The sequence below is a fragment of the Lysinibacillus sp. EB271-A1-10B genome, assembly GCF_058791335.1.
In genome coordinates this window covers 21,904-44,398 of sequence record NZ_JBYTDL010000012.1, presented here as the reverse complement: position 1 = coordinate 44,398, position 22,495 = coordinate 21,904, and the positions used below count along the sequence as shown (strand labels likewise).

The window sequence follows — 22,495 nt, the reverse complement described above, 5'->3', positions numbered from 1 at the left end:
ACACTATTTTAAAAGGGGGACAGTACCTAATATGAAAACTTTTTCAGCTTTTATAACGGCCCACGCTAAAGCTATCGTAGCCTTATGGTTCGTCATTTTCATTTCCATGGCTATGTTTGCTATACAACTTCCAAGTAAACTTCATGGCGACGGTTTCTTCGTGAAAGGAGATCATACCTACGTAACAAATGAGCTTGCCAAAACATTTGATTTACCTTCCGAGACAATTTTGGTCGTCTTCAATCCAGCAGACGATAAGAAAATTCAAGATACATTAAAAAAGTTGGAAAAAATTAAGGAGATTCATTCAATCCAGTCACCACTCGATGATGCTTCTTTACAAAAGAATGGTATAGCTTATGCCATGATTCATCTTAAAAATAATATTGATCAGCTACCGGATGTTGTGAAAGACATTCGTACATTAATAGAGGATGACGGTGTGAGCATTACTGGCGGACCTGTTATTTCAGCAGACATCAATACGGCCAGTCAAAAGGATTTAGCGTCAGCAGAGGCAATAGGCTTACCAATCGCTATCATAGTGCTATTACTAGCTTTCGGTACTGTCGTAGCCTCCATCTTACCTATCATTATTGGTGTTGTTACTGTTGTCACTGCGTTTGGAATTTTGACTTTGTTTAGTGGTAATGTCAATTTATCAATTTTTGTATTAAATATAGTACCCATGCTTGGACTTGCATTAAGCATCGATTTTGCCTTGTTATTTATTAACCGCTATCGCGAAGAACGTGCTCACACATCCATTGTACAAGCCATTCAAACGTCTATACAGACAGCTGGCCGTTCAATCATCTTTTCTGCAGCTTGTGTCATGATCGGCTTAGGTGCCATGATTGTCATTGACGTCGAGATTTTTCATAATATCGCTTTAGGAGGCGCAATTGTTGTATTTCTTGCAGTACTTTCCGGCTTAACCTTGCTACCTGCTACGATGATGTTATTAGGAGATCGCATTAATAAATGGCGCCTATTACGTGTAAAATCCGGTGGTACAAATCGTTGGCGTGGTTTTGCCGGCTTTGTAATGAAACATCCTGTTGCCATCGTTATTGCTGCTTTAATATTACTAGGCATTGGCATGATTCCATTGAAGGATATTAAACTTACAATTCCTCAGGTGGATTCATTACCGGCTAAATATGAGGCACGTGCTGCTTATGATCAGCTAGATGAGACGTTTGGACTTGGTGATACCTCAACATTATATTTATTGGCAGAACGTAAAGATGGTTGGGAAGATAATAAGGCAAGAAAGCTTATTTACACTATTCAAGAAAAGTTGCTTGATGACCCATTAGTAAATCATGTTTCAACCATTTATACGACGGCTAACATTAAGTCACCTGAGGAGCTGACTGCTTCTTTGAAGACTCCACAAGTGGCCGAACAAATAGAACCAATTCTAAATACGTTTACTAAAGATAAACAACTCTTTATCCCAATTACATTGGATGCATCCGGTTCATCCACTACCGCTCAAGAATTTGCTCGAACATGGAAAGATAAAGATTTAGGTGTCGATTTTGCGCTCGGAGGTCATGCGAAATTCAATCAAGAGATTTTCGATGAAATTGCTAGTAAAATTTTCTTGGCTGTATCTATTATTATCGTTTCAACGTTCTTTATTTTAATGGTCGCTTTCCGCTCTATTTTAATCCCACTGAAAGCGATTATTATGAATATCATTGGACTTTCATCAGCCTTCGGTATTCTCGTCTATATTTTCCAATATGGACATTTGGGCATTGAAGCCGGTACGATCGTCCTTATTATCCCAGTAATTGTATTTTGTCTTGTCTTCGGCTTAAGTATGGACTATGAAGTCTTTTTAATATCTCGCATTCAAGAGGAATATCAAAAAGGGGCGGATAATACACGTGCCACGATTGACGGTCTAACTTCTACAAGTCGTATCATTACGTCAGCAGCGCTTATTATGATTGTTATAACAGGGGCATTTGCTTTTACAGATGTGATGCCTGTGAAGCAAATTGGGGTTGGTATAGCTATTGCGGTCGCCATCGATGCAACTATTATTCGCCTCATGCTTGTTCCTAGTCTTATGAAGCTCTTTGGGGACTGGAATTGGTGGCTACCCTTTGCGAAGAAACAGAAATAAACAGACATCAATTATGCCTCGGCATCCGAAATCGGCTTTGTGTTCGGACACCCGCTGAAAGAAATTAAAAAAATCCGCTCCCTCACTCAAAGGTTGCGGATTTTTTCTTATTTTGAATAAATACGGTCGTACCATTCTTTTGCAGCTTCTACCTCAGGCATTGTTAGCTGATGACCATAATTAAACCATACAGTTGTCACATCGGCCCCAGCTGACGTTAAAAGCGCCTCTAAATCTTCAGATTCCTGAGCAGTACACATTGGATCATTCGTTCCAGCACCGATAAAGACAGGGGTTGAAGAAAGTGTAGGCAATTTAATATCGCGTCTAGGAACCATTGGATGATGCAGTATTGCACCTGCTAGAGCATCCTCATAATGGAATAATAGGCTAGCAGCAATATTCGCGCCATTAGAATAGCCGATAGCAACAACTCGATTACGGTCAAAGCCATACTGCTGCGCTGCTTCTAATAAAAAGTCATTTAATTCCTTCGTACGGAAAATTAAATCCTCTATATCAAAAACACCTTCCGCTAATCTACGGAAAAAGCGTGGCATACCATTTTCAAGGACATTCCCACGGACACTTAAAATACTTGCTGTTTCATCAATTTCCTTCGCAAGGCCAATTAAGCTTTGTTCATTTCCACCTGTACCGTGTAACAGTAAAAAAATTGGTTTTGTTTCATCTGTTCCTTTATGAAAAACGTGCTGCATTTACAGTCCACCTCTCGATTATCTTGAATTCGAGATAATTGTAGCCTGTGGCAAAATTAAATTCAAGCTCTTTGATTTATTTATTTCGCGATTTTCACTATTTGGCTGTTCCTTATGATCTTTATAAAACTTTGTGATCGTAAATACTGAAAATAAACAAGCAGCTAGAACAACAACAATAACTATTCCCACTATTTTTTTCCCATTCATTCGTTTCGTATCCCCCGAATTACTTATTTCTTTTTACGAAAACCTTCTTCTAGTAAATATTCTTTCGCAGCATCGTGTGTACCAAAGGCTTCTTCTAAGTTTTCTCCATGATAAATATTCCACGAACGTTGCTCAAAGGCTAGCATTAATTGAGCACCTTCACGATTTTGCCATAGCTCTTCAATCGGCTCTTGCTCCTCTGCTTCTTCCGATAAATATTGAATGGCATCTTCAATAATTTCACGAAGTTGTTGTTCATCGTAGTCACGAATGTTTACTAGGCCTTTATCACTTGCTTCTTTCTCGTAGCGCAATAAATCACCGACAAATACGAAGCCGTTGCCATTTGGGTGTAGTTTTTCCACAACAATTGTCTTTTCATAAAGGCTATCCATAAAGTGATAATTTACGCGTTTCAATGAAATTTCCTTCTTTGTCAGTTTAGGAAATGAGTCGATGATGGCTTGCTTTTGTTCAAATGTTAGCATATAAAAATGCTCCTTTTCTATTCAATATCTCTTTTAGTATAACTTATTCTTCCTGTTATATTGAAGTAAAATAGGAAGTACTAAAAGTAAAGTTTCATGTCCATAACGTGTGGATTGATTGTTTAGGTTGATTTCCGTTCCGATTGGGCGCTTTCCTGGGGGCAGTGGCAGATGTTTTTTGCGCGAAAGCGTAGTGCCAACGTAGCGGCAGCGGCAGATGTTTTTTGCGCGAAAGCGTAGCGGCAGCGGTACAGAGGTAGGTCATGAAGATCAACTTATTTACATGGCATACTCTTTAACAAAATTGATGATGAGACAAGAAATCAGAGTCTAATGATTTTTCCTATAAAGGCAAAAAATCCGCTTAAACTTCCTATGAAAAAAGCACGAGCACAATGATGTTGCTCATACCTTATTCACGGAAAGCGAAGCGGATTTACCTTATACAATTATGCTAGAATTCCTATGAAGGTTTTTCAGACACCCCACAAATTCATAACATTTTATCTTTTACAAACTGAATAACATGGGCAACGTATAGTTCCCTGTAAGGGACAAATTGCGCAGTACTAACAGGGCGCACAATTTTCGCTCGTTGACCATCAGGGAAATATTCATAGCCTTCAATATTTAAAGTAGCTGTTTCTCCTAAAAAGAATGCCTCGGCCTCGTCAAGCTTTGCTCGAACGACCCCTGACACTTCCTCATACTGCAGGTTAAATGATTCCCAATCATGTTTGAATGGATATATAAAAACATGACAAAATTCATTGTCAATCATGTTTTCTGAAACGATACTACAAGATGTCATGCCCATTTTAACTACTTCGTGTACGTCAACATCGAGTCCTAGCTCTTCCTTTACTTCGCGAATTCCTGACTCGACTGTCTCTACAGCTAATAAATGCCCCGCTGCTGTAATATCAAGCAAACCAGGATAGTCCTTTTTTTGTGCACTACGGATTTGGAAATAGATATAGTCCTCATTGACAAGCCAACAGTGGAATGTTTCATGCCATAGTCCTTTTTCATGTACCTCTGCTCTCGTTGCTGTCCCAATCTGTTCATGCTGTTCATTAAAAACTTTCACAATTTCTTGTTCCATTTTTTCCGACTCCTATACCGACTTCGTAGCCTTTTTCTTAATCACGTTCCGTTCATCATAAATATTGGATGCGATTACTTTTAATACTGCATAAAACGGTACAGCAATGATAATACCGATAAAGCCTGCAATATTACCTGCTGCTAAAATAACTGTAATAACGGTTAACGGATGGATATCGAGTGTTTTCCCCATTACATTAGGCGTTATAAAGTTACTATCAATTTGCTGTGCCACTAGTGTGACAACAGACACCCATATAACCAACACTGGATCCTGAACAACAGCCACGATCAGCGCTGGTGTAAAGGCAATCCATGGTCCTATAAACGGAATCATATTCATAAAGAAAGCAAATATAACAAGAAGCAATGAATATTCTAAACCTATAATTAAATATCCGACATACATAATAAGTGCAAGTAAAAAACTAATTTGTAGCTGTCCTTGTATGTAGCTACGTAAAACACTATCAATTTCACTTAACGTTTTCTTCACCCATTCACGGCGTTCACCACTAAAATATTTATAAATTGATGGTGCAAATTTTTCATGATCCTTCAACATAAATATAAAGAAAAACGGAATTAAAATAGCTAATAAAGAAACTGAAACCACTGATTGTAAAAGTGATACTAGTCCTTTACTTGCCGCAAAAGCAATATCCTGCACATAGTCCGCCATATTGTCGATAAGATCTTTTAACTGTGGCGGGAAATTATCCCTGTTTCTCAATACATAATCAGCTGCATCTTGAATACTAGCACTAATCTGCGGTACATTTTTCACTAAATTATTTACCTGTACGGCAATCGGATTACCAACGATCCACCCAAAGCTACCGACAAGCGCGATTAATCCAACGACGATCGTTAAAATGCTCGCCCATCTCGGCCATTTACGCTTCTCTAAAAATCTCTGAATCGGCTCTGTAACATAATACAAAACACCGCCCAGTAATAAAGGTACAAAAATAGCCTTTAAGATAATTACAAGCGGCGAAAAAATCCAATGAATCTCTATAAAATATTTAATGACTAATAGGGTAAGTAAAATCCCTACGCCTACTTGAAACCAAACTTTCCTCGTCACTTTAATTCACTTCCTTTTATCTCAGTTACTGAAAATACTACTTATATATTAACCATTTCGCAAGTATCCTATTAATTATTGTCTAAATATGAGAGTTTATCAATTATGCCTCGGCATAATTGTAGCTGCCGCTTTGCTTTCGCTACAAAAGACATTTGCTGAAAATAGTTAACACAAAAAAATTGCAACCCTCCAATGGGCAATCTCGCAAGCCCCTCAAATGCCAAAGCATCCGAGGAGGCTCATACGTTTTGCCTTCCACAGGAGTGTCGCAAATTTCCACAATGTAATAGTTTATAATTTTGTATCGTCTACTGAATTTAAGTAATCTTCAATATCGCCAATGACCGATTCAACGCAGCCGTCCTCAAATGGTGAAATTAAGCCAGCTTCTTTTACAAGCTTCGTAAAGGACATAGAACCACCTAAATTACATAAATGAGTATAGTCCTTCCAGGCAGCTTCAAATTCTTCACGTGAACGTTTCCAGAACTGGAATGCACAAATTTGCGCTAACGTGTAATCAATGTAATAGAACGGACTTGCATAAATATGTGCCTGACGTTGCCATACACCACCCGCTTCTAGATAACTATTATGATCATAGTCACGGTGTGGTAAATATGTCTCTTCAATTTTTTTCCACGCAACTTTACGTTCAGCTGGTGTCATATTCGGATTTTCATAAATCACATGCTGGAACTCATCAACTGCAACACCGTAAGGAAGGAATAATAAGCCACTGCTTAAGTGTGTGAACTTATATTTTTCTGTGTCTTCCTTAAAGAATAGCTCCATCCATGGCCATGTGAAAAACTCCATACTCATCGAATGAATTTCACAAGATTCATAAGTTGGCCATAAATATTCTGGGATTCCGATGTCACGGCTTGAATAAACTTGGAAAGCATGTCCCGCTTCATGTGTTAACACATCGATATCACCTGAAGTACCATTAAAGTTCGAGAAGATAAATGGAGAGTGATAGTTTTCGATAAACGTACAATAACCGCCACTCTCTTTACCTTTCTTCGCCACTAAGTCCATTAATTCATGGTCAATCATAAAGTTGAAGAATTCACCCGTCTCAGGTGATAGCTCCTCATACATTTTTTTACCGTTCGCAACAATCCATTCTGGATCGCCTTTTGGTGTCGCATTTCCTGATACAAAGTTGAATGCTTCATCATAGAACTTAAATTCAGAAATACCAATACGCTTTGTCTGGCGCTCATATAACTTAGTTGCAATAGGTACGATTAAATCACGAACTTGGTCACGGAATTTCTTCACCATATCTGCATTATAGTCAATGCGATTCATTCGAACATAGCCTAGCTCGACATAGTTTTTATAACCTAATTTAACAGCGATTTCATGGCGCACTTTGACAAGTTCATCATATAGTCGATCAAATTCCTCTTCATGGCCAGCAAAGAAGCCAAAGCGTGCATCCGTTGCCGCCTTACGCATTTCACGATCAGTAGACTCTGCATACGGACCAAGCTGGGCAAGCGTTAATGTTTCACCATTAAAGTCAATTTGCGCAGAGGCAACAAGCTTATTATATTCTGAAACGAGCTTGTTCTCCTTTTGCATTAGATCAATGACTGCTGGTGAAAAACCTTTAATTTGATAGGTTGCTAAATCAAATAATTGCTGGCCCCATTTTTCTTCTAACTGCTCACGGAATGGTGAAGCGATTAGTGCTTTATAATATTCTGTTGTTACCTCTTCTAACTCAGGTCCAACCTCATCATAATAATCACGTTCTGCGTGATAGAATTCATCATTCGTATCAATCGAAGCACGAATATACACCAGGTTCGCCATCGTGGCATAGTCATTACTCAATCCGTTTAATTTCTCAATTATTTCACTTTGCTCGTCCATCGTTTTCGCATTTTTAAATTCGTCAATTAAAGATAATTGTTGCTCTTTCATTGCCTCAACTTTAGGACGGCTGTATTCATAGTCTTTAAATGTTTTCATAAAGTCCCCTCTTTCTGTCATATACCCCGTTATATTTCTATTATATGCCAAATCTATAGTATTAAGAAATAAATTAATAGCCAAATACATATGTTTTTAATAGTGCGGCCCTTTCCCGTAGCGTTAACTTCAATTCCACCGATTTTGGCGTTTTTGCCGCAACTACATCTACTTCAAAACCTAAAGTCTCCGCTAAATATTTTGCACGCTTTAAATGAAAATCATTAGAGACTATCGTGATTTTCTTAGTTTCTTTAGGCAAAAGTTCTTTACTAAATAATAAGTTCTCATAAGTTGAAGTAGATTGGTCTTCCACTACTATTCTATTCGTATCAATACCATTGTCCTGTAAGTATTTAAGCATGACTGAAGCCTCTGTCCGATCTTCATCTTCCCCTTTTCCACCTGACACGATCACTTTTACACGAGGATACTTTTTCAAATACTTTACTGCCTCTTCTAATCTATTTTTCAAAGAAAGCGATGGAATTCCACCCGGTTTTACCTTTGCTCCCAGAACAATCATGTATGTAGCTGTTCCGTTTGCAGCTGGCTGGACACCCTGTTTCATCTCCTCGCCGAGCCAAATATAAACAACACTACCCATAGCAAGCAATATAACCCCTAACCTTATTACCCATTTCTTCACAATTGCCCCCCCTTACCTTTTATTAACGTTTAGGCAAAAAAAAGGATGCTTGTACTGAAATTGCTGTACAAACATCCTAATTGATTATCTTAATATAAAGCGCTTAATAGAATCCTGTAACGCTGTTATTTCATCTGTTAAATCATTGGAAGATTCACTAACAACCTGAATGGCACGCTGTTGTTCATCAACGGATGCCGTAACTTCCTCTGATGCAGCAGCATTTTTCTCACTAATCATCGCAATACTTTCGATAGATTGCATAATGTTATTTTTTGAGCCATTCAAATATTCTACCCCAGTCGTCATTTCCTTAATAATAGAAATGATCTCTTCTACGGCCAATTCTATTTCCTTAAAGGATGACTCTGTTATGGCCACCGAATCATTTTGCTGACGAACAATGACGTTTGTTTTCTTCATCTCATCATTCACTAAATTAGTTTCACTTTCAATTCCCTTTAAGGTTGTACGCACTCGCTCTGTTGCTACAGATGTTTGATCCGCTAACTTACGTACCTCCTCAGCAACAACTGCAAAGCCTTTGCCATGCTCCCCAGCTCTAGCCGCCTCTATCGATGCATTCAATGCAAGTAGATTCGTCTGATCAGAAATCTCCGTAATCGTACCGACAATGCCTTCAATTTCCCTAACTTTCACAATTAAGCTATTAAATACAGCCTGGACATTATTAATCACTTCTGAAGACTCGTGTGATGTCTCTTTTAAGTTCTTTAAATTTAAAAGCCCGTCTTGATTTGATTGCTTCATATTTTGAGATGCATCTAGCATTACTTCATTTTTGTCATGCAATAATTCAATCTGTTGCGCAAAATCAATTGCTGTTCTATTCGTATCCTCTGCCTCTGAAGCTTGCATTGATGCGCCGTTTGAAACCTCATTTATCGCTTTTACTATTTCATCTCCATAAGCGTTTGTTTCCTCTGCCACAGATGTTAAATTTGACGATGTCGATTGAATTTCTACAATAGCTTCCTCTACATCTGTAATTAATGTTTTCAGTTGATCAACCATTTCATTAAAGCCTTCATTTAACTGACCGATCTCATCTGAACGTTGTAGATTTTCAATTTCTACAGTTAAATTCCCTTTGGCTACTTCACGTACACGTTTCGATAATTTTCGCACTGGTAAAGCTAAATGTCTTGAAACCATTATGACAACTATAGTACCTATAATGATGGCACCTAATAATGTAATACCAATAACGAATAATAATGAATTAGCCCCTTCATTAAAGTCTTGCATATATGTACCCGATACTATAATCCATCCCCAATTTGGATCCTTTGCAGAATAAATTATTTTATCAGCTAATACATCTTGCCCTGGTAGCTCAAACTCATATTTGGTATATCCCCCACCGGCAAGTGCTTTTTCGGTTACTTCCCGAATAAAGTAATTTCCGCTACTATCTTGATCGTTCCATAGGTTATCCCCTTCTCGAGTCGGATGGGTTGTTAATGTCCCTTTATCATCTAAAACATATAGATAACCATACTCCCCCAAGTCTCCAGGATAATTAATTGGCCTCTTTCCTTCACTATCCTTCGGTCCTAGAAATGCCTCCCGCACTTTCTCCTGTGCAACTTCTAAAGGAACTTCGCCCCTTTTAACACTCTCATTTGCTAACTCGATTAATTGCAAAGAAGATTCAACACTATTTTTAATAACTTGTTCACCAATATCATCCAGACCTTTTTTTGCTTTGCTATAGCTAACTAAGCCTATCACTAAGCTAGGGATAATTAATAATGCTAGTGAAATGATAATTAGTTTCCCCTGTATCGAACGTGAAAACTTCATGCTTTAGCCCCCCTTTTCTCCTCTTTCACTATGACTATCAATCTATATTATGTTATTATTCAGAATTTTTCACAATGGGTAAAACGTAATTTATGTTTGAATTCTTCGCCTTTTTACGAAAATATGCTTGATAGCTTAACGTGGGGGGGGATTTCCATTGCTACTGGACCTATTTCCGGCGGCGTCCAGCCTTCACTCCAAATCTAACAAATATGATTCCAAACTTTTAATGACAAGCTTCAAATATGCATAATAGATAAAAAAACTATCTTTCTACAAGAATATGCCTTATAGAAAAATAGTTTTTTGATTTTTACCATCATTAAAATGTTTAGACACTATCTTAGTTCTCGCCTATGATATGATTTTAATCCAAATTACTAATGCTATTAAAGTAGTGAAAAGGGTTGGGATTGTTAAAATAATACCTATTTTCAAATACTGAACCCAGCCAATCTTTATTCCTTTTTGCTTCAGTATATGGAGCCATAACAATGTTGCGAGTGAGCCAATCGGCGTCATTTTAGGACCTAGATTTGTGCCGATGACATTTGCATAAATAAGCCCTTCTTTCATAATTCCAGTTGCACTAGTTTCAGCAATAGCTAATGCATCAATCATTACAGTTGGTAGGTTATTCATAATAGCTGACAAAATCGCTGCTACAAACCCCATCGTAATTGTCGCTACCATCAATCCTTGCTGTATAGCGTGCTCTAATAGACTTGCCAACAATCCGGTCATTCCTACATTTTTCAAGCCGTAAACAACCACATACATACCGATAGAAAAGAACACAATATTCCACGGTGCCCCTTTCACAACTCTCGTTGTATCTACAGTGTGGCTACGTCGGGCTAGTAGGAAAAAGATAGCTGCTACACCACATAAAATAAATGACACTGGAATTTTGAAAACCTCACTCGTTAAGAAACCAACTAATAGAATGGCTATAACATACCATGATAATAAAAATAATCTCGAATCACGAATTGCAAGCTTTGGATTGTCAACTGCCTCGAGTGAATATTCTTTTGGAATTGAACGACGAAAGACAATATAAAGCACAACTATACTTGCTAGTAAAGAAACTAGATTCGGTATCAGCATATGTAGGGCATATTCCATAAATCCAATACCGAAATAGTCTGCCGACACAATATTTGTTAAATTGCTAATGACTAACGGTAAGGATGTTGTGTCCGCAATAAAGCCACTTGCAATAATAAATGGAAAGATCATTTTATCGGTTAAATTCAATTTACGGATCATTGCGAGAACAATTGGTGTTAGTATTAAAGCTGCACCATCATTTGCAAATAATGCTGAAACAATAGCACCTAGACAGCAAAGGTAAATGAATAAGCGTATACCACTTCCCTTTGCCACTCGTGCTATATGTAGGGCAGACCATTCAAAGAATCCTATTTCGTCTAAAATAAGTGAAATAAAAATAATTCCTATAAACGAGAACGTTGCATTCCAAACAACCCCCGTCACCTCGACAACATCTTGCCAGGTAACAACTCCGAGCATTAATGCAATTGCAGCACCAAAACAAGCAGACCAGCCGATCGATATTTTACGCGGCTGCACTATTACAAAAAATAAAGTTATTAAAAATATTGCAATCGCTAAAAGAGCTTGCACAGTTTTCCTCCCTAAATCAATTATGCCTCCGGCGGAAGTTTGGACACCCGATGAAGTTAAAAACCAGTAGCTTTATTCGCTACTGGTTTCATATGTTTATATTATTCACCTAAATCTGCATTATGGTAAACGTTTTGAACATCCTCTAAATCTTCTAATGCATCAATTAATTTTTCAAATTTCGCAATGTCGTCACCAGCTAATGCTACTTCTGTTTGTGGAAGCATTGAAAGCTCTGCTACTGTAAATTCTTGAATGCCTGCTGCTTTTAGTGCTTCTTGTGCAGCAAAGAATTGATCTGGCTCTGCATAAATAATGACAGTCTCGTCTTCTTCAAGAATATCACGAGCATCAACATCTGCTTCCATTAAAATTTCAAGAACTTCATCTGCTGATTTACCTTCTAAACCGATAACCGCTGTTGAATCAAACATGTAGGCAACAGAACCACTGACACCCATATTCCCATTATTTTTACCAAATGCTGCACGTACATCAGAAGCTGTACGATTAACATTATTCGTTAAAGCATCAACGATTAACATAGTGCCTGCTGGTCCGAAACCTTCATAACGTAATTCGTCGAAGTTTTCATCGCCGCCACCCTTCGCTTTATCAATTGCTTTTTCAATAATATGTTTAGGAACACTGTATGTTTTTGCACGTTCTAGAACAACTTTAAGGGCACGATTTGATTCAGGATCTGGCTCGCCTGATTTAGCTGCCACATAAATTTCGCGTCCAAATTTTGCATTGATACGGCTTGTGCTTTGGTCTTTAGACGCTTTCTTTTCTTTAATATTGTTCCACTTACGACCCATTGTTTCCACTCTCTTTCAAATTATAAGTTGTTTATCAATTACGCCTTGGCGTAATTGCGTCCGGATTTTGAATTGTGATTTCGTATCTTTACTCTGAAAATAATAACACAAATGATGCTTACAAAGCTATATATGCCAATGTTTAAGGTAACTTTATTAAGTCATTAATTGCAAAAAATTGTTTCACTTAGAGCACTCTACAAATGTTTTTCCACTTTGATTTTTTCTAATAATGCCTGACAGCCTTCTAAAACTAAATCATAGGTTTCTTGGAAATCTCCTGTATAGTAAGGATCAGGCACGTCTTTTCGATGATCAGTTAAATCTAAAAAGCGAAAGATCTTTGTGGAATCCGGATTCCCTAGCATCGTTTGGATATTACGTATATTGCTTTCATCCATGCCAATAATGTAATCAAAATTTTCAAAGTCAGCCTTTTGTAATTGTCGACCTTGCATCCCTTTCGTTGAGATGCCATATTCTTTTAGCTTACCTTGCGTTCCTCTGTGAGGAGGATCTCCAATATGCCAAGAGCTTGTTGCAGCCGAATCCACCTCGACTTTATGACTCAAATGCTCTTTCTCTACCAAATCACGCATGACCGCTTCAGCCATTGGTGATCGACATATATTCCCCAAACATACAAAAAGTACTCGAATCATTTTTATGTCCTCCTACAATCAATCTCATCTTGGCGTATCGTAGTTGTCGCTACAGTAAACACTTGCTAAATGTAGATAAAGCACTCAAAATCAACCGATTCTGAGTGCCTTCTAAGTTATCCCACATTACTGGCAGTATGCTACTACTTCAAAGGAATGTGAAGATTTTAGTTTGTGTTCTTCACACAGAGGGTTCACCTCTGAATGGTGTTTCACTTTATTTCTTTTCTGCTGCAACTCGCTTCTCTAATTCTTCAGTTAATGCTATTAATTCATGCTCAAGGTGATTTGTAAATTCCTCGCGCCCTTCTTTACCTTTACCCGTTACGTAAAATGGCTCGCCATAAATTAGATAACCTTTACCACGCTTAAAGACATCACCAGCATTACGCGCACCAATATAAGCTGCTGGTACAATTTGCGCTTTGGCTAACTGAGCTATTGTAATTGCACCTTGCTTTAAATCTGTACCTTCCGCATTTCGCGTACCAGATGGGAATATCCCAACCACTTTCCCCTCTTTCAATAGCTGCGAAGGGATTTTAATAACACTTGGGCCTGGATTATCACGGTCAACCGGAAAGGCATTTAAACGCTCTATAAGCCAGCCAAGACCCTTTATATCAAACAATTGCTTTTTAGCCATAAAGTGAATCTCTCGAGGGCATACTGCAACACCAAGATTTAAAATATCAACATAGCCCGTGTGTGTACACGCAATAATAAACCCACCTTCCTTCGGTAAGTTTTGCTCTTCATATACACGCGCTTTCGAACCTGTTAATTTTAAGATTACTTTTACAACATTTGCTATAAATTTATACACTGTTTTCATTCCTACCTTATTCAATAGTTATCCCCATTGTAATCGAAAAGACCAGTATACTGCAATTACAGATGAAAATATCTAGACTCTTCCCACTAATACATCAACATCAATCGTAATTTCATTTAACAGGATATTGGATCCTTCTTTCTTATGCCAGCCCATTGGTGTCATTTCCAGCAGTGCTGGTACAAGCTCTTTAGCTAGCGGTACCGTATATGTAATACGTTCTACGCTAACATCGGTAAAGCTTTCTTTAAACCGAGCAACTATTTGTTCATTCGAATACGACTCTTTAGTAGAATCCGCATATAATTGCGCTCGAAGCTCATGTAAGTATCCACTTTGAGGTACAACCTTAACAACACAACCATTGTGAGTTAATAGTCGTTTAAATTCTTCATAATTGGCCGGCGATAAAATATTTAATATGGCATCGAAGCTCGATCTTGCAAATGGACTTTTCGCTAAATCACCAACACACCACATTTGCTCTGGATAATGTCGAGATGCAGCAAGGATGCCTTCCTTCGCTATATCAATACCAATTCCTATACCATGTTTCTTTACCATAATACGAGCTAAATGTGAACCTTCACCACATCCTGTATCAAGTACGGTTTCTGCATTAGCAATTAGCTCTCCGATTTTATCTTCTACTACATCATAAATACCACTATCAATAACCGCTTTTCGAGATTCAAAAAGCTCTTTATTGTACTTAGAAACGGCACCATGTGTCAGCATATTGATGTAGCCCTGTTTGGCAATATCAAAAGAATGATTTGAGGAACATACTAATCTACCTTGCTCAAAAACATCCATTGATTCCTGACAAATTGGACAAGCAAAAAGCTTTATATTTTTATCCATTAACGCTGCCCCTGCAGCTCTTTTAGAAAGTGCCCCCATTAATTTTCCTCCTTCGGTTCTGTAGGTGAAACAAGTGCAAAACGCTCCCACTTACGACTTTTCCATCTAAAGTATACGATAATAGCTCGCATCCATTCATCTACCGCAATTGCTAACCAAATACCTACCAGCCCCCAATGTAAAACGAATACAAACAAGTATCCAAGCGGGAGACTCATACATACCATTGATAAGAAACCAATTTTCACTGGAAATCTTGCATCCCCTGAGGCACGCAATGAGTTAATAACTACAATATTCATTGTTCGCCCTGTTTCAAGGAGAATACTTAATGCTAGGACAGATGCTCCGATGGCAATTACCTCTGGATTATCTGTAAAAACGTGCATAAGTTGCTTACGGAATATCGTTACAACTGCAACCATAGTGATTGTAAAAGCAAAAGCTGCGCGTACACTCGTCCAAAGCTGATGATAAGCTTGATCCTTTTTACCAGCACCGACGCTTCGTCCAATAATTATAGCCGTACCTGTTCCGATGGCAATCGCAAATAAATACGTAAACATCGAAATATTCATGGCATATTGTCTCGCCGCAAGTGTCTCTGTGCCTAAGTAAGTTGCATAATAAAGGAAGACAATCTGACAAAACTGATAAAGCACCTGCTCAAATGCTGACGGTAAGCCTATATTTAATATTTTTTGAACATATTCCTTTGAATACTCGAAATAATATTTCAGCTTCATTCTCACTTCCATGACTTGGTACAACAGCCAGAAAAACACAAGAACTGCCAAACCACGGCTTACCACTGAGGAAATAGCTGCACCTTTTACACCTAACTCCGGTAATCCTAAGTTACCAAAGATTAAACCATAGTTTAAGACAACGTGTAGCACATTCATACCTAGTGATACATACATCGTTTGCTTTGTCCATCCATGTACACGGATAATTGCTGCTAAAGCGTTTATAATAGCCTGTAAAAAAATAAAGCTTCCGATGATTACCAAGTAGCTTTGAGCGTATTTAAGCACTTCCCCTTGCAAGTTCATCATGGTCATTAAATGACTTGAAAAGAAGAAAAATAAGATACTCATCATTAGTCCAACAACCAAATTCATCGTAACTGCTAAAGCGGAAATCTTCGCAGCCTCAAAAAATCGCCTTGAACCTAAATATTGAGATACAACAATGGAAGCACCGTTACCAACTACCTCAAGTATTAAAATTGCAATATGAATATATTGATTGGCTGCACCAACTCCTGATACAGCATTATCTGATAAAGCGCTGAGCATAAAAGTATCGGCTAGTCCCATTAACATAAATAAAAATACTTCTAAAAATATCGGCCATGTCAAATGGAATAAACTTAACCTATCTGTCTCTTTAATATCACTTTCTTTTAATATATCTGCCAATACTTTTCACTTCTCCTAATCGTTTCGTAAAGATTTTCACATGCTGTCCAACTTTCAACTACCTTCTTTACCATCTATACAGATAAATTACTGCCCAATCAATTATGCCTCGGTATAATTACGTCTGGAATCGGCTTTGTGCTTAGGGCTGCAAATGTTTTTTGTGCGAAAGCGCAGCGACAGCAACAACACGAGGGCCGACACGATGTCGGTCATTTCGGTAATGCCACAGGACGTGGCGTTTTTAGACTGAGTTCCTATATTTCAGCGGGTGTTTGGACAACCGCTGAAAGAAGTTAAAAATATATAGTATCTTATCATAGATTTTTAGGCTGTAAAGAATTTTTATAATGAAACACCTAATTATGCCTCGGCATAATGCTTCCATAAGCTTTTTGGCCAATATGAATTAAAAGATTATGCAAAGATAATACAATACACAAAAAATCCCTCTCACAATTTTATGTGAAAGGGTTTCTTATCATAATAAACAATAGTCCTGCAATTGGTTACGTTTTTCAGTTGTTAACCCAAACTCTTCCTCTAAAAAAGCTGTCTTAGAGCCATATCGGCTATCCATTGCATCAAATGCTGCCTGCAAATAGTCTTCACGGGCAGACATTAAGGCATAAAATTGCTGTAATTCTTGTTCGCTATAATCTTGCTGAATGGTTAGAGCCATTCGTTCGACTAAGGAACGTAAATGTACATTTGTATCTAAATAATCCTCCATGATCGTTTCCTCAGGGACATCTAAAGCAAGTAAAATAAGCGCACTGCCAATACCTGTTCGATCCTTCCCGACTGCACAATGATGAACAAGCCCTAAATTTTCAGGTTGTTGAATCGTTGCTATTAACTCTTTGAATGAGGCATTATTAAAAGGCATTTGTGCATAAAATTCTCTAAACATCTCCGGGCTTACAACCTTATAAAAATCTTTTCCACCAGCGTTTGTAGGCATCTCAAAAGCATGATTTCCTTTAGCTGGTATTTGAATATACTTGGCATACGGGAATATCGGATTAGGATTATTTTGAGCCTCATGGTTGTCTCGATAATCAAAAATTGTTTTCACACCTAGCGTTTCAAAGCGCTCTTTATCTGATTTCGTCATTTTACCAAGTGCGGCTGAACGATAAATCAAACCATTCTTAACAGCACGCCCATCTCTTGACTTATAACCACCCATATCCCGAAAATTATTAACTGCCTCAAACGGAATAATATTCATATCAAACTGTTTCACTCACTGCACCCCTCCCTGTTAGCAAACATACTTATCTCTATTTTATAGAACAATTCGATATAATACCAATTTTCGCATTAGGGAATGTCGTACACTACTTAGAGCAACAAGGGGATTTATTTGAGTGTTTCTTTATTTGGGTGGAGCAGTTATCCTTTTTATTCATCAAAAAAGCTGCCCTTGATAAAGGACAGCTCCAAAATACTATTTTTCAATATCAATTATTTAAATAACTCAGGATATACTGCTTTCGCGATTAACTCAACAGCTTCGCCAATACGTGGACCTGGACGGTTTGAGATATCATTATCTATAGAATAAACAGCTTTATTTTTAATGGCCGTGATTGAATTCCATCCATCACGAGAAAGAATTTCTCCCGTTGAGTCATTGCCTACTGTTGTTAAAATGACTTCTGGATTTTTCGCAATGACATCTTCCTCAGATACCATTGCCCAGCTTTTAAGTTCAACAAAAACGTTGTTAACGTTTGCAGCATTTAAAATCTCTTGTTGGAATGTATCAGAACCAGCTGTATAGATGTCTGGCTTTGGACCAATTTCTAAATAGATATTTTTTGGTTCTTTCACATCTTTAACTTTTGCTTGGACATCTGCAATTTTAGATTTAATATCTTCATTTAACTTTTCGCCTTTATCTTTGATGCCCATAGCCGCTGAGACTTGTTCGATATCCCCATAAACATCATCAAATGATTTAGCTGATTGAATGGCAAACACTTTAATACCCGCATCTTCGAGACCTTTTAAGGCATTTAAATTTTCTTCATCGTCTCCAGTTGTATAGGCAATAACGACGTCTGGCTTTAACGCTAAAATACGCTCACTATTGAATATTGTAGAATCAGAAACACGCTCAATTTTTTGAGCTTCTTCTGGATACGAATCATACTCAGTCGCACCAACTATTTTATCACCCACACCTAGCGCAAATAAAATCTCTGTATTACTCGGTTTTAATGAAACAATAGTTTTAGGTACTGCATTAAACTCTACTTCTACACCACGGTCATCCTTAACTTTATAGCTAGTAGTTTTCTCAACTTGTTGATCTTCTTTAGAAACAGTATCTTTATTTGTATCCTCTTTCGTGCCACAGCCAACTAATACAAGTGCCAACATCAACACAGAAAGCCATTGTAGCTTAAACATTTTCTTCATTTTTCATTGATTCTCCTTTTTCTTTTTCATCGGGTATGACTTACTAATAAACGGTATTTCAGCAATACCTGCATGCTGATTCATATAGACAGCCATTACAAAAAATACATTGGCTAGCAATCCTAAATAATCAAAGAGAATAGCTGGTACTTCGCGTTCTTCAGATACTTTGTGCAAAACACGGTATGATTTTTTCGCCTCACTACGACATAAATGTAATGCAGAAGCTGCCTCTGTTCCTTGGGGTAATACAAAGTTTTGTATTTCCTCTTTAACATGACTAACATAGAAATCATAGCGATCACTAAGCCAAGTCAAATCATCTTCAGTTACAGCTAATTTGCCTCGGACTGAGCCATTTACATGGTAAGCCATTGGCAAAATGGCAAGTAAATCATCTGCTACTACCTCTACCGTTTCTTTTTTAACCGCCGCCAATGCTACACCAATATGTGTTGTTAGGCTATCCGTTCGAATTTCAAAATCTACTGTAGATGCCTTTTCACGCATAAATGGATAACAAGAATAACGTGCATCTTTTTTCAAATCTAAGTCCCCGCTTTCCTTCGTGAAAAATTCTTACCTTATTAACACCTCGTCTTACATCAGGTGAACTATAAGCGCATAAAAAAAAACGTTGTTCCCACTCCTAAGGAAACAACGAAAAATAGCATAAATAGTGTCGCATAAATACGACATAGCCTATGTATTTGCCGCATATTCTCCTAGCTTCCGAAGAGTTATCTATACGTTCAAACAAAGGTCGGTCTCCTGGCTTGTACAGTTCACTACATTCATAAAAAACCTTCCCATCGGATAATTCGACAGTGGTATATCTTTATGACTTCTGTACTTACAGTTGCGGAAACAGCTCCGGTTTTTCACCGAATTCCCGATTATGCTATAGTTCAGCACCTTTATTCTGCAAGAATTATTCACTTGTTATGCAGTTTATCATAGATTGATAGGAAAAAATAGCTGTGGAATTTAGAATAAACAACGATGGATAAAAATCATGCAGGTATTACCGTATGCACGCGGATATATTCACTGCCCCATTGGGTATTCATCCTGCTCGTGCAAATATTTGTTATGCCTTATAAGTTAAAGCATTTTATTTTTTATAATGAAAGGATTTTCAAAAAATAGCCATTTTCATAACTTTTATCGGATGGCATTTTTATATTTCTTTTTGGATTTAACATCTTTCTCTTCCTCAATTAAACGCTGTGCAATTTCTAGTAGCTTTGGGTCATTTGTTGCATCGAATAGCTTTTTAAAGGATACAATAATATCATAGCGTATTAATGTCGGGTGCTTTTCGTCTAAGCACGTTTGATATCTTTTAGCCAAATATGATACGACTAAATCTCTTTGTACCTGCCCCGCTAAGCCTATTTTCCAAATTGCCTGTAAAGTATGCCTCACAGTGACTGTTTCTTCATCATACGTTACTGCCCAAATCTTTAAGAAGTCCTCTAACACTCTTTCTTCAGGATCGCTTTTTGCTGCCAGTGCGCATAAAAATTGTGCAGCACTTGCACGTACATGTCCATTTTTGTATGTAAGAGTTTGAACTAATTGTTCCCAAACTGAATAGGTCCAATCAACTGGTTCCTGCATAATTTTCATTAATTCTTCGTATGATTTGTATTGAATATCACGGTCACGCTCTGTTAAATTACTAAAAAGTTGCAAAATCTCTTTTTCCATGATTCATCCCTACCTTTATTGTTTCAGAACGTAAAAAATAGTGTACTTGTAAGTGTTATCTCATTTACCATCATGCGTTACTTTGCTACTACAAATTAAAAGTCTCATATAATTGTAATTTCAGAGCAAGATCCCAATCGTATATTTCAAAATTATCAGAAATGGCGTTCAATATGCAAGAATCTTTTCTTTTAGCTATATGAAGACAGAGGAATACTCGTTAGGATTATTATTGGAGTTATCTCACGATTGAGTCAAAGCGAAATACGCAATAACGAAAAATTGATGCTAATTCTTTTTTCGGCTGTATTATCATTTTTATAACTGGGGCTATAGTTATAAATATATCAACTTATGTAAATTTATTCATTACAAAAGTTATTTTACTCATTATTGACCGAGTAGTCGAGCCTAAACTAATGAATAACATTATGCGTTTGCCTAATAGGTTTAGTCGTAGAATCTTAACTATAGTTTAAACAGTTGATAATTTCCAGTACCGTCAAATAATAAAAAAAGGTTACCCTTGTAATTTCTTTTACAAAGATAACCTTTTCGCTATTTTAATCGTCTATATAATAGTACGGCTTATTAAATACGACCGAAGCCTACTAAATATTGATTCCACCAATCAAGTGATTCAATGACAACACCTTTATTTTGAGCATCAATCATTGTGTTGTTTCCTAAGTAAATACCTACATGCGCTATACCTGAACCATAGCTGAAGAATACTAGGTCACCTACACGTGCTTCACTTGCTGAAATACGTTGTGTTGCTAAATATTGTTGTGATGCTGTACGTGGTAAATTTACACCCGCTTGTTTGTAAGACCATTGTACAAGACCAGAACAGTCAAATCCTGTTGATGGGTTACTACCGCCCCAAACATAGCTACGACCTAGGAATTGTTTCGCAACTGAAATAGCATCACCTGAAGATGCAGTGCCTGCCCCTGAACCAACAACCACTTTTTGTGATGATTTTTCATTGTTAGCTTTGCCATTATTATTATCATTGCTATTGCCATTATCGTTAGTGTTAGCATTGTTGTTTGTTGCTTGTACAACTGGAGTAGCTGCTTGAAGTGCACGTAAACGAGCTGCCTCTTCCTCTGCTGCTTTACGTTCTGCTTCTAAACGCTCTTCTTCTTGTTTCGTTGCAATTTGTGCTTTTAATGCAAGAGATTTCGCTTCATTTTCAGCTTTTTTCACTTCCATTTCGCTTTCCTTCTCTTGAAGCTCTTGGAATTGCTTTTGAAGCTCTTTTTGTTTTTCATCTAATGTTGTTTTTTGTTTTTCTAAGCTAGCCTTATCTGCTTCTTGTTGATCTACTAATTCTTGGTCAGCATCCATTAATGTTTTTACCGCTACGACACGGTCCATTAAATCTGCAAAACTTTTTGATTCTAGAACAGCGTTTAAATAAATACCTACAGTATTATCTTGTGCTTGGTATGCAGCCATACGGTCACTTAAAATCGCTGAACGTTGTTCAATACGTTTTTTAGTATCTACAATATTTGCATCAACTTCTTTAATGTCTGCCTGTACTTTGTTAAATACTTTTACTTTTTCTTCGATCTCTTTTTCTAGGCTTTTTAGCTCTTCTTGTAGCTTTTTAACCTCTGTATCTATTTTAGCTTTCTTATCAATCATTTGTTGAGATGTTTCTTCTGCGTGCACTTGAGTTGGTTGAACTGTATTAAATAATAAGCCGCCCGCTAGTGCTAATGCTAGCACCATCGACTTACGCCATTTATTGCGTTTACCCACGTTATTCTTTCCCTTCACTAGTCAATTTCGTTCGTAGAATTTTAATGTAATCATTGGAACGATTTCTTTTATTTATTCTTATATTTTATTAGCCT

At 37.4% G+C, this 22,495-nt stretch carries 20 protein-coding genes and 1 riboswitch; of the genes, 1 reads left to right on the top strand and 19 read right to left on the bottom strand.

Annotated features, from left to right (window positions below; genetic code table 11):
• Window positions 1-31 precede the first annotated feature (31 nt).
• Complete coding sequence (locus tag AC3WSK_RS15870) at window positions 32-2,143, top strand: MMPL family transporter (RefSeq protein WP_427483435.1); 2,112 nt, start codon at window positions 32-34, stop codon at window positions 2,141-2,143.
• Between the two features lie 107 nt (window positions 2,144-2,250).
• On the opposite strand, the gene AC3WSK_RS15865 is transcribed toward AC3WSK_RS15870, so the two are convergent.
• The 19 genes from AC3WSK_RS15865 to AC3WSK_RS15775 all read right to left on the bottom strand — a co-directional run bounded on the left by AC3WSK_RS15865 (window position 2,251) and on the right by AC3WSK_RS15775 (window position 22,418).
• Window positions 2,251-2,862 carry an alpha/beta hydrolase gene (locus tag AC3WSK_RS15865; RefSeq protein WP_079562471.1) on the bottom strand — a complete coding sequence of 204 codons (612 nt, stop codon included), beginning with the start codon at window positions 2,860-2,862 and terminating at the stop codon, window positions 2,251-2,253.
• 18 nt (window positions 2,863-2,880) lie between these two features.
• Complete coding sequence (locus AC3WSK_RS15860; protein ID WP_079562470.1) at window positions 2,881-3,072, bottom strand: hypothetical protein; 192 nt, start codon at window positions 3,070-3,072, stop codon at window positions 2,881-2,883.
• Between the two features lie 23 nt (window positions 3,073-3,095).
• Window positions 3,096-3,560, bottom strand: coding sequence for a hypothetical protein (locus tag AC3WSK_RS15855; RefSeq protein ID WP_492414549.1), 465 nt, complete (start codon window positions 3,558-3,560; stop codon window positions 3,096-3,098).
• A gap of 493 nt (window positions 3,561-4,053) precedes the next feature.
• Complete coding sequence (locus AC3WSK_RS15850) at window positions 4,054-4,665, bottom strand: NUDIX hydrolase (protein ID WP_427483429.1); 612 nt, start codon at window positions 4,663-4,665, stop codon at window positions 4,054-4,056.
• 12 nt (window positions 4,666-4,677) lie between these two features.
• Window positions 4,678-5,757: an AI-2E family transporter gene (locus AC3WSK_RS15845; protein WP_427483427.1), complete on the bottom strand. Its 1,080-nt coding sequence runs from the start codon at window positions 5,755-5,757 to the stop codon at window positions 4,678-4,680.
• Between the two features lie 294 nt (window positions 5,758-6,051).
• Window positions 6,052-7,749 (bottom strand): M3 family oligoendopeptidase, encoded by a 1,698-nt coding sequence (locus AC3WSK_RS15840; RefSeq protein WP_492414548.1) that lies wholly within the window; start codon window positions 7,747-7,749, stop codon window positions 6,052-6,054.
• A 73-nt stretch (window positions 7,750-7,822) separates the two neighbouring features.
• Entirely contained in the window at window positions 7,823-8,398 is a 576-nt protein-coding gene (locus AC3WSK_RS15835) for a YdcF family protein (RefSeq protein ID WP_427483426.1), read from the bottom strand.
• Window positions 8,399-8,482: 84 nt separating this feature from the next.
• Window positions 8,483-10,225: a methyl-accepting chemotaxis protein gene (locus AC3WSK_RS15830; RefSeq protein ID WP_079562465.1), complete on the bottom strand. Its 1,743-nt coding sequence runs from the start codon at window positions 10,223-10,225 to the stop codon at window positions 8,483-8,485.
• A 354-nt stretch (window positions 10,226-10,579) separates the two neighbouring features.
• The gene (locus AC3WSK_RS15825) at window positions 10,580-11,875 is read right to left on the bottom strand and encodes an arsenic transporter (RefSeq protein WP_492414547.1); all 1,296 of its coding nucleotides are present in this window, start codon (window positions 11,873-11,875) and stop codon (window positions 10,580-10,582) included.
• A gap of 101 nt (window positions 11,876-11,976) precedes the next feature.
• On the bottom strand, window positions 11,977-12,696 hold the full coding sequence (locus AC3WSK_RS15820; RefSeq protein ID WP_427483423.1) for a YebC/PmpR family DNA-binding transcriptional regulator: 720 nt from the start codon (window positions 12,694-12,696) through the stop codon (window positions 11,977-11,979).
• Between the two features lie 197 nt (window positions 12,697-12,893).
• Complete coding sequence (locus AC3WSK_RS15815; protein ID WP_492414546.1) at window positions 12,894-13,358, bottom strand: low molecular weight protein-tyrosine-phosphatase; 465 nt, start codon at window positions 13,356-13,358, stop codon at window positions 12,894-12,896.
• 217 nt (window positions 13,359-13,575) lie between these two features.
• Window positions 13,576-14,184, bottom strand: a complete 609-nt coding sequence (locus tag AC3WSK_RS15810; RefSeq protein WP_079562550.1) for a lysophospholipid acyltransferase family protein — start codon at window positions 14,182-14,184, stop codon at window positions 13,576-13,578.
• Window positions 14,185-14,265: 81 nt separating this feature from the next.
• On the bottom strand, window positions 14,266-15,096 hold the full coding sequence (locus AC3WSK_RS15805) for a putative RNA methyltransferase (RefSeq protein ID WP_079562461.1): 831 nt from the start codon (window positions 15,094-15,096) through the stop codon (window positions 14,266-14,268).
• Window positions 15,096-16,472, bottom strand: a complete 1,377-nt coding sequence (locus AC3WSK_RS15800) for an MATE family efflux transporter (protein ID WP_427483509.1) — start codon at window positions 16,470-16,472, stop codon at window positions 15,096-15,098. Before AC3WSK_RS15800 ends, AC3WSK_RS15805 begins: the two co-directional genes overlap by 1 nt.
• Window positions 16,473-16,962: 490 nt before the next feature.
• On the bottom strand, window positions 16,963-17,730 hold the full coding sequence (locus AC3WSK_RS15795; protein ID WP_492414545.1) for a tyrosine-protein phosphatase: 768 nt from the start codon (window positions 17,728-17,730) through the stop codon (window positions 16,963-16,965).
• Between the two features lie 221 nt (window positions 17,731-17,951).
• Window positions 17,952-18,911: an ABC transporter substrate-binding protein gene (locus AC3WSK_RS15790; protein WP_492414544.1), complete on the bottom strand. Its 960-nt coding sequence runs from the start codon at window positions 18,909-18,911 to the stop codon at window positions 17,952-17,954.
• Between the two features lie 3 nt (window positions 18,912-18,914).
• Window positions 18,915-19,457 (bottom strand): ATP:cob(I)alamin adenosyltransferase, encoded by a 543-nt coding sequence (locus AC3WSK_RS15785; protein WP_197143822.1) that lies wholly within the window; start codon window positions 19,455-19,457, stop codon window positions 18,915-18,917.
• A gap of 198 nt (window positions 19,458-19,655) precedes the next feature.
• Window positions 19,656-19,845: riboswitch (cobalamin riboswitch) on the bottom strand.
• Window positions 19,846-20,075: 230 nt separating this feature from the next.
• Window positions 20,076-20,624 (bottom strand): hypothetical protein, encoded by a 549-nt coding sequence (locus tag AC3WSK_RS15780; RefSeq protein ID WP_492414543.1) that lies wholly within the window; start codon window positions 20,622-20,624, stop codon window positions 20,076-20,078.
• Window positions 20,625-21,215: 591 nt separating this feature from the next.
• Window positions 21,216-22,418 carry a C40 family peptidase gene (locus AC3WSK_RS15775; protein WP_427483416.1) on the bottom strand — a complete coding sequence of 401 codons (1,203 nt, stop codon included), beginning with the start codon at window positions 22,416-22,418 and terminating at the stop codon, window positions 21,216-21,218.
• Between the last annotated feature and the right edge of the window lie 77 nt (window positions 22,419-22,495).